Origin of the sequence: Streptomyces sp. NPDC092369, from assembly GCF_044755245.1 — a bacterium.
GTDB lineage: Bacteria > Actinomycetota > Actinomycetes > Streptomycetales > Streptomycetaceae > Streptomyces.
Window position 1 is genome coordinate 1,442,848 of the sequence record NZ_JBIVQP010000002.1, and the last position, 12,543, is coordinate 1,455,390.

Sequence of the window (12,543 nt, forward strand, 5' to 3'; positions counted from 1 at the left end):
GTAGAACCCTGTTTTTTCAAGATGCTGCGGATACGCGGCAGTTGGGGGTAGAAGTAACCGGTTGCCGGGTCTGCGGGGAGAGGGGCCCCGTTCACGAGGCGATGCCGAGGGGGGCATCATGCAACCGGAAGGACACAGTTCCATGTCTGAGAGTGTGCAAAATGTGGTGACTGTGGCCTGCCACTGACACGTGCGCGGTGAGTCGAGGGGGACTCGTCGCGGACGGAAGGAACCGACACAACACGCGGGTGACCCGCGTGTGGGGGGATGACTCATGACGTCGACGCCGACGGGCGCCCGGCAGAACTTCGACCCGTCAGATACCACCCAGCTCAGAGTGGATTCGCACCGAAACAGCCAGACAGGCCAGTTCCGCCGGATCAAGAAGACACTGCCGAGATACGACTACGAGCACTACAGCCGGCTGGCCGGTCCCCTCACTCAGCCCGACCCGAGCAAGCCGTACAAGGTGCAGTACCGCTCGCTGCTGTCGCAGGAGCCGCACCGGCTGCGGGCCGCGCTGATGCTGGGCGCCGCGCCGCTGCTGTCCCTGGTCCTGCTGGCCTGGCTGCTGCAGCCGGAGCACTGGACCGAGCGCGACTACCCGGCCTTCGACTTCCTGCCGGCCCTGGACATAGTGATGCTCGTCTCGATCGGCCTGATCGAGTTCTTCCGCTGCATGAACGTGCTGTCGAACGCGCACGCCACCCTGGTCGCCCGCGACCCCATCCCGGTGGTGCCCGAGACCGGCACGAGAGTGGCGTTCATCACGACGTACGTGCCCGGCAAGGAACCCCTGGAGATGGTGACCAAGACCCTGGAAGCGGCCGTCCGGCTGCGGCACCGGGGTCTGCTGCACGTCTGGCTCCTGGACGAGGGCGACGACGCCGAGGTGAAGGCGGTCTGCGCCCGCCTCGGTGTGCACCACTTCTCCCGCAAGGGCGTCGCGCAGTGGAACCAGGCCAAGGGCGCGCACCGCGCCAAGACCAAGCACGGCAACTACAACGCCTGGCTGGACGCGCACGGCGACGCGTACGACTTCTTCGCCTCCGTCGACACCGACCACGTACCGCTGCCCAACTACCTGGAGCGGATGCTCGGTTTCTTCCGCGACCCGGACGTCGGCTTCGTCATCGGCCCGCAGGTGTACGGCAACTACGACAACCCCATCACCAAGGCCGCCGAGTCCCAGCAGTTCCTCTTCCACGCCCTCATCCAAAGGGCGGGCAACCGGTACGGCTCACCCATGTTCGTGGGCACGTCGAACGCCGTACGCATCAGGGCCCTCAAGCAGATCGGCGGGCTGTACGACTCGATCACCGAGGACATGGCCACTGGTTTCGAGATGCACCGGGCCAAGAACCCGGTCACCGGCCGGAAGTGGCGCTCGGTCTACACGCCGGACGTGCTCGCGGTGGGCGAGGGGCCGGGCGCCTGGACGGACTTCTTCACCCAGCAGCTGCGCTGGTCGCGGGGCACGTACGAGACGATCCTCAAGCAGTACTGGAAGGGCTGGTACTCGCTTCCGCCGAGCAAGCTCTTCAACTACACGATGATGATCATCTTCTACCCGATGTCCGCCCTCAACTGGATCCTGGCGGCGCTGAGTTGTGCGCTGTTCCTGGGCCTGGGCGCCTCGGGCGTGAACATCGACCCGACGGTCTGGCTGATGCTGTACGGCAACGCGTCCGCGCTGCAGATCGGCCTGTACGTGTGGAACCGGCGGCACAACGTCTCCCCGCACGAGCCGGAGGGCTCCGGCGGGGTGGCGGGCATGGTGATGTCGGCGCTGTCGGCGCCGATCTACGCCCGCTCGCTGCTGGACACCGTGCTGCGCCGCAAGAGCAAGTTCGTGGTCACGCCCAAGGGCGACTCCGCCAGCCCGGACACCTTGTTCGGGACCTTCCGCATCCACCTGTTCTTCATCCTGGTCTTCGGCGGCTCGATCGCCGCCGGTCTCACGCTCGGGCACGGTCACCCGGCGATGCTCGTCTGGGCCACCTTCGCCCTGCTGATCACCGCCTCGCCGATCATCGCGTGGCGCTACGAGCTGCGGCAGACGAAGAAGCGGCCGCCCGCCCCGATACCGCCGCAAGCGCAGCCGGCGCCGGCCGAGCCGTACCAGTCACAGCCGTTGCCCGCGCAGCACGCGCCGCACGGCACCGGGCAGAAGCCCAGCTGGGCCGCCTCGGGCAGTGGCAACGACCAGACCATGCAGATCGCGCTCGGTGGACTCGGGGGACGTAAGGAATGAACGACCGTGCAGGCCACCGCCGGGCCCGTCGACTCGCGATCGGCACGGTGGTGGTGCTCGCGCTGGCCGGGATGAACGGGCCGTGGCTGTACCGCTTCGGGACCGAGAAATACCACCAGTACAAGATCAACAGACCCGAGTACAAGGCGGACAACGGTCACTGGCAGATCGTCGACTTCCCGAAGGAGTACCGCCAGAACACCATCCACGCGGCGCTGCTGCGCACCGGCAAGGTGCTGCTGGTGGCCGGCTCGGGCAACAACCAGGACAACTTCGACGCGAAGAGGTTCGACTCCCGGATCTGGGACCCGGTCAAGGGCACCATCAAGAAGGTGCCCACCCCGGCCGACCTGTTCTGCACCGGGCACACGCAGCTGTCCAACGGCAATCTGCTGATCGCCGGCGGCACCAAGCGGTACGAGAAGCTGAAGGGTGACGTCACCAAGGCCGGCGGTCTGATGGTGGTGCACAACGAGAACCCGGACGCGCCGATCACGCTGCCCGCGGGCACCAAGTTCACCGGCAAGGAGAACGGCAAGACCTTCGTGTCGAAGGACCCGGTGCTCGTGCCGCGCGCGAAGAAGGTCTTCGACAAGAAGACGGGAGCGTTCCTGCGCAACGACCCGGGGCTCGGCCGGATCTACGTCGAGGCGAAGCAGAGCGGCACCAAGTACGAGACCGGCACCCAGGACAACTACCGCATCCAGGGCCTGACCGGCACCGACGCCCGCAACACCTACGGCATCGCGCAGAAGCTCGCCCTGGACAAGAAGGACTTCCAGGGGATCAGGGACGCCTACGAGTTCGACCCGGTGGCCGAGAAGTACATCAAGGTCGACCCGATGAACGAGGCCCGCTGGTATCCGACGCTGACGACTCTGTCGGACGGCAGGATCCTCAGCGTCTCCGGGCTCGACGACATCGGGCAGTTGGTGCCGGGCAAGAACGAGGTGTTCGATCCGGCCACCAAGAAGTGGACGTATCTCAGGACCGTCCGGCAGTTCCCGACCTACCCGGCGCTCTTCCTGATGCAGAACGGCAAGGTCTTCTACTCGGGGTCCAACGCGGGGTACGGGCCGGACAACGTGGGCCGTGAGCCGGGCGTCTGGGACGTCGACACCAACAAGTTCACCAAGCTCCAAGGGCTCAGCGACAGCAAGGAGATGGAGACGTCCGGCACCGTGCTGCTGCCGCCGGCACAGGACGAGAAGTTCATGGTGATCGGCGGCGGCGGGGTCGGCGAGTCCAAGGAGTCCAGCAACAAGACGCGGCTGATCGACCTCAAGGACAAGAACCCGACGTTCACCGACGGGCCGACGCTGGAGAAGGGCACGCGGTATCCGCAGGCCTCGATCCTCCCCGACGACAGCGTGCTGGTGTCGGGCGGCTCGCAGGACTACCGCGGGCGTGGCGACTCCAACATCCTCCAGGCGCGGCTCTACCACCCGGACACCAACACGTTCGACCAGGTCGCCGACCCGCTGGTGGGGCGCAACTACCACTCAGGGTCGCTGCTGCTGCCCGACGGGCGCGTGATGTTCTTCGGGTCGGACTCGCTGTACGCCGACAAGGCCGACACCAAGCCGGGCAAGTTCGAGCAGCGGATCGAGATCTACACGCCGCCGTATCTGTACCGGGACTCCCGGCCGTCGCTGTCGGGCGGTCCGCAGACGATCGCCCGGGGCGCTTCGGGGACGTTCACGTCCCCGCAGGCCTCGGCGGTCAAGAAGGTGCGGTTGATCCGGCCCAGCGCGTCGACCCATGTGACGGATGTGGACCAGCGGTCGATCGCGCTGGACTTCACGACGTCCGGGAACAAGATCAAGGTGACCGTGCCGAAGAACAAGAACCTTGTTCAGTCGGGCTGGTACATGGTGTTCGTGGACGACGACCAGGGGACGCCGAGTGAGGCGCAGTGGGTCAAGGTTCCGTAGCCGTCCGGTAGTTGTTCAACTACCGGACCACGACTACTTACTGCCCTTGGCGAGGGCGAGTGCATAACTCGCCCACCACTCGCCCGCCTTCGGGCCGCCCTTGCACTCGCCGTCCGACTCCCCGGGGCGCTTGACCCACAGGTACGCGTCCACCAGGTCGTCCGACGTCTTTGTCGTCGGGGTCTCGCCCAGGGCGCGTCCCGGTGGGTTGCACCAGCGTTCGTCCTCGTCGCCGCCCGTGTAGGGGCCGTTGCCGTTGCGGCTGGTGTCGATGACGAAGGGCTTGTTGCCGACCTTGCCGGAGAGCTGCTTGCCGTAGGTGACGGAGTCCTTGGTGGAGTAGAAGTTGGAGACGTTGACCGCGAAGCCGTCCGCCTCCTCGACGCCCGCCAGCTTGAGCGACTCGAAGATCTCGTCGGGATGGCCCCAGCCCGCGTTGCCCGCGTCCAGGTACACCTTCGTGGACTTCAGGGACTTGAGCTTGGTGATCGCGCCCTTGAGGAGGTCGTAGCGCTCCTCGTGGAACTCGTCCGGGGTGCAGCCGTCGACCAGGTGCAGGACGGCGTCCGGCTCCAGGACGATCGTGGCCGGGCGGTCGCCGATGCCCGCGGCCACCCCGTCGATCCACTCCCGGTACGCGTCGCCGTCGGCGGCGCCGCCCTGTGAGTACTGGCCGCAGTCGCGGTGCGGGATGTTGTAGAGGACCAGGAGCGCGGTGCGGCCGGCCTTGTCGGCGGCCTCCGTGAAGCCCTGTGCCTCGTCCTTCGGGTTCTCCGGGCCGATCCACTCGCCGGTCGGCTGCTCGGCGATCTTGCGGATCTGCTCGGCGTCCTCGTTCTTTCCGGACTTCGCGTAGGCGGCCACCTGTTGGGCCGCGTTGCCGTCGGGGTTGACCCAGAACGGGTCGCTCTCCTTGGGCTGTTGAGTGATGGTGGCGCCGGCGTCGTCCTGCCCGCCGCCGTCCGATGAGGAGGAACACCCCGCGATGATCAGTGCCGCCCCCAGCACTGTCGCGGAAGCCCTCACTCCGGCCCCCCTGCTGCCGTACATCCAACTCCCCCTTGGGTGCACCGTTCCAAGTGTCAATCCTGACATACGCCGCGCTCCGGCCACGAGGTCGCCCGGGCCTTGTCGGGGAGCTGTTACAGCACCCATGGTGGGGTAGGCGTGCGGCAGGGGCGGACGGTCAGGGAAGGGGAGTGCGCGGTGATGCACGACACCACCCGGGAGCTCCGGCTTGCGGCGGCGCTCGTGGAGGCCGCGGACACGCTCACCGAGGACTTCGAGGCGACGGCCCATCTGGGGCGGGTGGCCGACCGCTGCGTGGAGCTGCTGGCGGCGCGGGCGGCCGGGATCATGCTCGTCGAAGGGGAGCGGACGGTGGCGCTGGCGGGCGGCGGCGGGGCGCGGGAGGTCGCGCTCGATCTGCTGCGGGCCCAGCGCGAGGGCGGGCCCTGCCTGGAAAGCCACGGCTCGGGGCGTCCGGTCACGCCGGTCTCCGTGCGGGCCGCGCACGAGGACGCCCGCTGGCCGGCCTTCACCGGCGCCGCGCTCGACCACGGCATCACGACCACGTTCGCGGTACCGCTGCGCCGGCGCGGGACCGCGCTCGGCGCGCTCAACGTGTTCGCGGCGGAGGGCGGCACCGGTGGCTGGGAGCCGGAGCTGTCGGTCGCCCAGGCGCTCGCCGACGCGGCGGCCGTCGGGCTGGTCAGCCACCGCGGGTACACCCGGTACCGCACGCTGTCGACGCAGTTGCAGGAGGCGCTGTCCAGCCGGGTCCGGATCGAACAGGCCAAGGGCATACTCGCCGAGCGCTGGAACACCGGCACCGCGGAGGCGTTCACGGCGCTGCGGCGGTACGCGCGGGGCCGGCGGCTGCCCCTGGACCAGGTCGCGGGCGCGGTCGTCGACGGAACGGCGGACGACACGGAGCTGCGCGCGAAGGCTCAGGGTCCGTCCGGGCCGGGGTAGTTGTAGAAGCTCCCACCACCTGCGTGGATGACCGAGAGCCACCGGTCGGGGACTTGGCGTCGAACCGCCTCTAGGCCCGGGCGCTCATCCGTTCTAAAGTCTTCTCAGACGACCCCGGCCCCCGGTCGGTACAAGCCTCCCGCGGCGGTCGCCGGGTTACTCCCGCAGCCCGTGCGCACGCGGTCGAGGACCGGCCCGGTCGACGGCTTTTTCGGGGGGAGCGGGTCGTCGACCGGGCCAGGTGCCATCGGAGATCCGACGTGCACCGACCGAGCCTTGGTGTCCTTCCGAGCCTTGTTGCCCTTCCGAGCCTGTCCGCCCGCTCAGAGACCGGTCCCCGTCAGGTACGCCGACACGATCACGTTGGCCGTGTAGCTGCGGCTGGTGCGGTCGAAGGTGCCGCCGCAGGTGATCAGCCGCAGCTCGGCACGGCCCGACTCCCTTTGCCCGTAGGCCTGTTGGGCGTCGAAGCCGGTCCGGTTCAGCACGGTCACGTCGTCGACGGTGAACTCGGCGACCTTGCCGTCGGCGCGGATCACCCGGATCGTCTCGCCTGGCTTGAGGGCGCTGAGCTTGTAGAAGACGGCCGGCCGGGTCTCGGTGTCGACGTGGCCCACCAGCAGTGCGGCCCCCTTGGCGCCCGGCGCCGCCCCGGCCGCGTACCAGCCGACGACGCCCGCCTGCTCGAAGGGCGGTGGATCGATCGCGCCCTGCCGGTCGAGGCCCCGGGCCACGACCGGTGCCTGCACACCGAGGTCGGGGATGTCCACGCGCTGCGGTAGGGCGTCGCCCAACGGCCTTGCCGGGGGCGGCAGTTCGACCTCCGGCGGCCGTCCGACGGCGGCCATGTCGCCGGTGGTCGGCGCGGATATCCCCTGGCGTATGTCGGTGACCTGCCGTCCCCACAGCCACAGCCCGAGGAGCAGCAGCGCCCAGGCGACGCCCATCAGCAGCCGCCCCGAGCCGCTGGAACGCTCGTGGTCGGACATGGTCAGCCCGTTCCGCGGCTCCGGCGGGCGCCGAGCAGCGCCACGGCCGCGACGGCGATCCCGGCCAGCACGAGACCGGTCACCGCCTGCGCCGTACCGGGCCCGGCGGACCGCGCGTCCACGGCGGCGAGGTGCGCGCTGCCGCCACCGCCCGCGTGGACGGGGGCGACGGGGGACGCGGGCGCGGTGGGCTCCGCCGTGGCGCCGCCGACGGTGAACCTGCCCTTGCGCTCGGTGTCGCCGCAGGTGACCTGCACGTCGTAGCTGCCGGCGCTCAGTGCGGAACGGACGCGGGTCTCCCCGACGAGTGTGCCGTCGGCGCCGGTCAGCTTCGCGTCCGCGACGAAGGCCGCGGAGACCGCCGTCGCCGTCTTCTGCCCACAGCCGTCCACGCGTACGGCGACGTCAGCGCCCGGAGCCGGGGAGGCCGGGCGGATCGCGATCCCGCCACCGCCGTCCTGCGCGTACGCCGTCGGGGTGAGGACGGCCACGAGTACCGCGGCCGCACCGAGAGTGACCTTTGCTGAACCCATCGTGAACCTCCAGATACCTGGAGACTCCTCCTCGGAACCGGCGCCCGCATCCTCAGGGGGGCCCTGTTGCTCCGTACGGGTGTGCCCGGGTTTCAGATCCGGTCGACGAGGTCCGCGATCGAGTCGACGACCTTGGACGGCCGGTACGGGAAGTCCCCGATCTGCTCCGGCCGGGTCAGGCCCGTGAGCACGAGGAAGGTCTGCATCCCGGCCTCCATACCCGCCAGCACGTCGGTGTCCATGCGGTCGCCGATCATCGCGCTGGTCTCTGAGTGGGCGCCGATCGCGTTGAGCCCGGTGCGCATCATCAGCGGGTTGGGCTTGCCGGCGAAGTACGGCTGCTTGCCGGTCGCCTTGGTGATCAGCGCGGCCACCGCGCCGGTCGCCGGCAGCGCGCCCTCGGCGGAGGGACCGGTCTCGTCCGGGTTGGTGCAGATGAAACGGGCGCCCGCGTCGATCAGCCGTACCGCCTTGGTCATCGCCTCGAAGGAGTACGTGCGGGTCTCGCCCAGGACGACGTAGTCCGGCTCGTGGTCGGTGAGGATGTACCCGATGTCGTGCAGGGCGGTGGTCAGACCCGCCTCGCCGATCACGTACGCCGAGCCGCCCGGCCGCTGGTCGTCCAGGAACTGGGCGGTGGCCAGGGCCGAGGTCCAGATGGACTCGACCGGCACGTCCAGGCCCATGCGGCGCAGCCGGGCGTGCAGGTCACGCGGGGTGTAGATCGAGTTGTTGGTGAGCACCAGGAAGGGCTTGCCGGACTCGCGCAGCTTCTTCAGGAAGGAGTCGGCGCCGGGGATCGGCACGCCCTCGTGGATGAGCACACCGTCCATGTCGGTGAGCCAGGACTCGATGGGCCTGCGGTCTGCCATGTGCGTTGTCTCCTGGCGTTGCGTACGAGCGTGAGCCGGTGGCGCCAAAACCGCGCTGTGCCGACGCCCCCAGCCTAGGCCTTGCCGTGCGCGACCACTCCGGGCCGACGCCGTCCATCAGCTTGGTCGGCGCGACGGCGCCGGCCCCGAGGCGAGCCGTACGCGACCGTGCCGGAGTCGAAGCGGATGCCGCTGGTCACGCGAGGACTCCGGGCAACTGCCCCACACCGTCGAGCACTTGGGTCGCCCCAGCCGCCCGCAGTGCGTCCGCGTCATGCGCGCCGGTCAGCACACCGGCGACCAGGCCCGCGCCCGCACGGACGCCGCTGAGCATGTCGTACGAGGTGTCGCCGACGACGGCGATCTGCCGTACGTCGTCCGCGGCCGCCGTCCGCAGGAACGCGGCGAGGACCATGTCCGGGTACGGCCGCCCCCGGCCCCCTGCGTCGGCGGGGCACAGCGTGAGGGGCACGAGGTCCTGCCAGCCGAGCGCGGCCAGGATCGCGTCCTGCGTGGTGCGCGCGAAGCCGGTCGTCAACACCACCGTGAGACCACGGGACTTGAGCGTGTCGATGGTCGCGCGGGCGCCGGGCAGGGCGGCGACCCGGCCGCCGTCGACGAGTTCGGCGTACGCCGCCTCGAAAGCCTTGTTTGCCTCCTGGGCCTTTCCCTCCTCGCCGAACAGGTGCCGGAAGACGGAGATCTTGGACTCGCCCATGGTGGCGCGCACGTAGCCGATCATCTCGTCGGGGTCGGCGTCCAGGTGGTGGGCCGCCGCCGTGAAGGCCTGCTCGACGAGGCCGCCGTCGGCGACGGTGGTGCCGGCCATGTCGAGGACGACGAGACGGATGTCGTGCGTACGGCTGTCGTGCGCACGGCTGTCATCGGTGTTGTCAGTGTTGTCAGTGTTGTCGATGTTGGCGGTCATGTCGGGTGTCACCAGCCCAGTTCGTTCGCGGTCGTTTCGGCGATGGCCGGCGAGCAGGTCATGCCGCGCCCGCCGGGCCCGGTCACCAGCCACACCCCGTCACGCACCTGCTGCCGGTGCACGACCCGGCCCGGTTCGGTGCACTGCGCGTACACCCCGGCCCAGCGGCGCCGGACCTTGGGGAGCGGGCGGCCGAGGAGGGATTCGACGACCTCGGTGAGGTGGTCGTAGGGGTCTTCGAGGGTGTCGAAGGCGAAAGGGTGCTCGTACTCGTGGGTGTCGCCGATGGTGAGACCGCCGTCGGCGCGCTGGACCATCAGCAGTTGCATACGGTGCTCGGCGGCGGTCGGGGCCTGCGGCTGCCGGGAGTTGAGCTCGCCCAGGGCCGGGGAGGCGTAGGCCGGGTAGTAACGGAAGCTGTCGGCGTCGGCGACCGAGGTGGTGAGCGGTTCGCCCAGTGGCTCGGTCTGCATCATCTGCAACCGCACGCGCCGCACGGGCAGTTCGGGTCCGGCGAGCTCCCGCACCAGGCCGCCGAGCCAGGCGCCGGTGCACAGCACCACGACGTCGGCGGTGTGCACGTCGCCGTGGTCGTCGCGGACGGCTCCGGGGCCGACCACCTCGCGGACCTCGCGGCCGGGCAGGAAGGTGTAGTGCGGGGACTTCGACAGCTCGGCGCGCAGGGCGAGTTGGGCGGTACGGGGTTCGACGGCGGCGTCCCGCTCGCAGTACAGGGCCGCGTCGAAGGCACCGCGCAGGGCGGGGTTGAGGGCGCGGGCCTCGCCGGGCGTGAGCAGCTTGTGTCCGCGGGCGGCCGAGTCGGCGCGGGCCACGGCGGCTTCGGCGACGGCGAGTTCGTACGCACCGCGCAGCGGGGTCAGTGACCCGTTGGCCCGGAACCCGAGGCCGGGCACGCGCTCGCCGATCCCCTCCCACAACTCCCGTGCCCGCAGGGCGGTTTCGAGCTCCTCCCCACCGGCGCGCCCGCTCACCCAGATCTGCCCGAAGTTGCGCAGCGAGGCGCCGCGGGCCTCGGCCTCGCGCTCGATCTGCACCACCTCGTGGCCACGTTCCACCGCCTGCCAGGCGTGCATGGTGCCCACCACGCCTGCTCCTACGACTGTCACTCTCACGTCGGTCACGCTCCTCGCGCACGGGGAGCCGGAAGAGTCCGGCTGACAACGAGAGCCTGAACGAACCATCACGATTGGGCTAGACCCGTTATTCATTTGTGACACTTCGCGAGATGGGGACGCGAATCGTGGTCAGCCGCGCAGATGGGTGGTGAAGGAGAACCGGTCCCCCCGGTACAGCGACCGCACCCGCTCCAGCGGGCGGCCCTCGGTGTCCCGTGAGACCCGGTGGATCAGCAGCATCGGAAGGGCCGGCGGGGTGCCGACGAGAAGAGCCTCGCGCGGGGTGGCCAGCACGGTCTCGATGCGTTCGTCGGCGTCGCCGAAGCCGATGCCGTGTTCGTGGAGGTAGGCGTAGAAGGAGGAGTCGGGCTCGAACTCGGTGTCCAGGTGCGGGAGTCGGGCGACGGCGACGTAGGTGCTCTCCAGGCCGACCCGTTCGTCGTCGGCGAGCAGCACGCGCTCCAGGTGCCAGACGGGTTCGCCGCGCTCCAGGCCGGTCTCGGCGGCGAGGGCGGCCGGGCAGGGGAAGCGGTCGAGGGTGACCAGGCTGCGGCCGGGGGTGCGGCCCTGTCGCCGTACGCCTTCCGTGTAACTGGCGAGGGAGAGCGGCTGGGCGAGCTTGGGCCCGGCGACGACCGTGCCGCGTCCCTGCCTGCGCAGCTTCCCCTCCAGCACGAGTTCGCGCAGTGCCTGCCGGACGGTCTCGCGGGCGACGCCGTACTGCTCGGACAGATCGCGCTCGGTGGGGATGGTGCCGCCCTCCCCCAGCTCACCGACGAGCCGGTCGATCCGCGCCTTCACCGCGTAGTACTTCGGAATCCGGCCGTGCTCCGGAATGCCGGAGCGGACGGGTGCGCCGGGGTCCTGGTCGTTCGGGTAGTCCACGCGAGGATCGTCGCAGACAGAGCCTGCGGGGTGCGCGGGCGGTGTCTGTCGGCTTGCCGCCGGCTTCAGCGGCGCCGCCATACCCTCCGGGTCAGCAGCAGGGTGCCGACCGCGGTGAGGAGGGCGGCGGCGGTCGCGAGGGTTCGGTGGGGGGTGCCGAGGCCGGTGCGGGCGAGTTCCTCGGCTTCCCGTGTGAGGGGGAGGCCTTCGTCGCGGCGGGAGTCGGGGGCGGAGGGCGAGGCCGGGTCGGACGCGGAGTCCGTGGGGTCGGAGGCGGCGGGGTCGGACTCGACCTCGAACCGGTAGTCGTTCGACTGCCCGACCCAGTCGCCGTCCTCGTCGTGCCGCTGGACGACGGCCGCGTTCACGGTGACGCCGTCGGGCGCCGCGTCCGAGGTGAACGCGAGCCTGACCTTGACGGTGACGGTGCCGCGGGGGCCGACGGTGAATCCCGCGAACCCGTCGTCGAAGGCACCGACCAGCTCGTCCTCGTCGCTCACCTCGAACCGCACGAGATGCGGCCGCTCACCCTCGTAGAACTCCAGCCTGGCCTGCGCCGGCTTCAGCGCCCGTGCCCCGTCGACGAGCACGACGACCGGGTGGACGTTCGTGCACGTCCGGGTGGTGGTGTTGGTGAGCCGCAGTTCCCAGACGCCGTAGCCGCCCCCGGCTTCGTAGGTGGCGGGGCCGTTCTGGATGCGGGTGGTGAGGGGGAAGCGGGCGGCTTCGGCACACGTGGGCGCCGCCGCGGCCGGTGGTGCCGCGGAGAGGGAGAGGAGACCGGCGGCTGCTGCAAGGCAGAGGGAGACAGGCGTGCACAGTCGCATGGACAGGTGACCCTGCCGGGTGGGAGCGGGCGGGAGGCGGCGGCGCTCCGAGGGGCGGGAGAAATCCGTTCGTTCGGCGGATGCCGGAGGGGTTGTTCGGTCGGCGGGTGCGGGGAATCGCTGCGTGGGTGGGTACGGGGAATCGCTCGGTCAGCGGATGCTGGGGGTCGGTCCCGCGGCGCGGGTGCCGGACAGCACAACCCACCCACCG

Annotated in this window: 12 protein-coding genes; 3 read left to right on the forward strand and 9 right to left on the reverse strand. The window is 70.1% G+C overall.

Annotated elements, in window-relative coordinates; translation table 11 throughout:
* The first annotated feature begins 274 nt into the window (after window positions 1-274).
* Both ACIQI8_RS16135 and ACIQI8_RS16140 read left to right on the forward strand, forming a co-directional pair.
* The gene (locus ACIQI8_RS16135) at window positions 275-2,254 is read left to right on the forward strand and encodes a glycosyltransferase family 2 protein (RefSeq protein WP_402349895.1); all 1,980 of its coding nucleotides are present in this window, start codon (window positions 275-277) and stop codon (window positions 2,252-2,254) included.
* The gene (locus ACIQI8_RS16140) at window positions 2,251-4,188 is read left to right on the forward strand and encodes a galactose oxidase-like domain-containing protein (protein WP_402349898.1); all 1,938 of its coding nucleotides are present in this window, start codon (window positions 2,251-2,253) and stop codon (window positions 4,186-4,188) included. Before ACIQI8_RS16135 ends, ACIQI8_RS16140 begins: the two co-directional genes overlap by 4 nt.
* Before the next feature lie 33 nt (window positions 4,189-4,221).
* Here ACIQI8_RS16140 and ACIQI8_RS16145 read toward each other — a convergent pair whose 3' ends face one another.
* Window positions 4,222-5,238, reverse strand: a complete 1,017-nt coding sequence (locus ACIQI8_RS16145; RefSeq protein WP_402349901.1) for a glycoside hydrolase family 6 protein — start codon at window positions 5,236-5,238, stop codon at window positions 4,222-4,224.
* Between the two features lie 159 nt (window positions 5,239-5,397).
* Here ACIQI8_RS16145 and ACIQI8_RS16150 point away from each other — a divergent pair, with 159 nt between their 5' ends.
* A complete protein-coding gene (locus ACIQI8_RS16150; RefSeq protein ID WP_402349904.1) occupies window positions 5,398-6,162 on the forward strand; it encodes a GAF and ANTAR domain-containing protein in 765 nt (254 codons plus the stop codon).
* A 323-nt stretch (window positions 6,163-6,485) separates the two neighbouring features.
* Here the strand turns inward: ACIQI8_RS16150 and ACIQI8_RS16155 are convergent, their stop codons facing one another.
* The 8 genes from ACIQI8_RS16155 to ACIQI8_RS16190 all read right to left on the reverse strand — a co-directional run bounded on the left by ACIQI8_RS16155 (window position 6,486) and on the right by ACIQI8_RS16190 (window position 12,332).
* Window positions 6,486-7,151: a class F sortase gene (locus ACIQI8_RS16155; RefSeq protein WP_402349907.1), complete on the reverse strand. Its 666-nt coding sequence runs from the start codon at window positions 7,149-7,151 to the stop codon at window positions 6,486-6,488.
* 2 nt (window positions 7,152-7,153) lie between these two features.
* Window positions 7,154-7,684 (reverse strand): hypothetical protein, encoded by a 531-nt coding sequence (locus ACIQI8_RS16160; protein ID WP_402349910.1) that lies wholly within the window; start codon window positions 7,682-7,684, stop codon window positions 7,154-7,156.
* Between the two features lie 92 nt (window positions 7,685-7,776).
* Window positions 7,777-8,556, reverse strand: coding sequence for an HAD-IIA family hydrolase (locus tag ACIQI8_RS16165; RefSeq protein WP_402349913.1), 780 nt, complete (start codon window positions 8,554-8,556; stop codon window positions 7,777-7,779).
* Window positions 8,557-8,630: 74 nt separating this feature from the next.
* Window positions 8,631-8,756 (reverse strand): hypothetical protein, encoded by a 126-nt coding sequence (locus tag ACIQI8_RS16170; protein WP_402349916.1) that lies wholly within the window; start codon window positions 8,754-8,756, stop codon window positions 8,631-8,633.
* Window positions 8,753-9,484: a phosphonatase-like hydrolase gene (locus ACIQI8_RS16175; protein ID WP_402349919.1), complete on the reverse strand. Its 732-nt coding sequence runs from the start codon at window positions 9,482-9,484 to the stop codon at window positions 8,753-8,755. The genes ACIQI8_RS16170 and ACIQI8_RS16175 overlap by 4 nt, the downstream gene beginning before the upstream one ends.
* An 8-nt stretch (window positions 9,485-9,492) precedes the next feature.
* Window positions 9,493-10,617, reverse strand: a complete 1,125-nt coding sequence (locus tag ACIQI8_RS16180; protein WP_402349922.1) for a TIGR03364 family FAD-dependent oxidoreductase — start codon at window positions 10,615-10,617, stop codon at window positions 9,493-9,495.
* A gap of 132 nt (window positions 10,618-10,749) precedes the next feature.
* Window positions 10,750-11,505, reverse strand: coding sequence for a GntR family transcriptional regulator (locus ACIQI8_RS16185; protein ID WP_402349925.1), 756 nt, complete (start codon window positions 11,503-11,505; stop codon window positions 10,750-10,752).
* A 65-nt stretch (window positions 11,506-11,570) separates the two neighbouring features.
* Window positions 11,571-12,332 (reverse strand): hypothetical protein, encoded by a 762-nt coding sequence (locus tag ACIQI8_RS16190; RefSeq protein ID WP_402349928.1) that lies wholly within the window; start codon window positions 12,330-12,332, stop codon window positions 11,571-11,573.
* Window positions 12,333-12,543 lie beyond the last annotated feature (211 nt).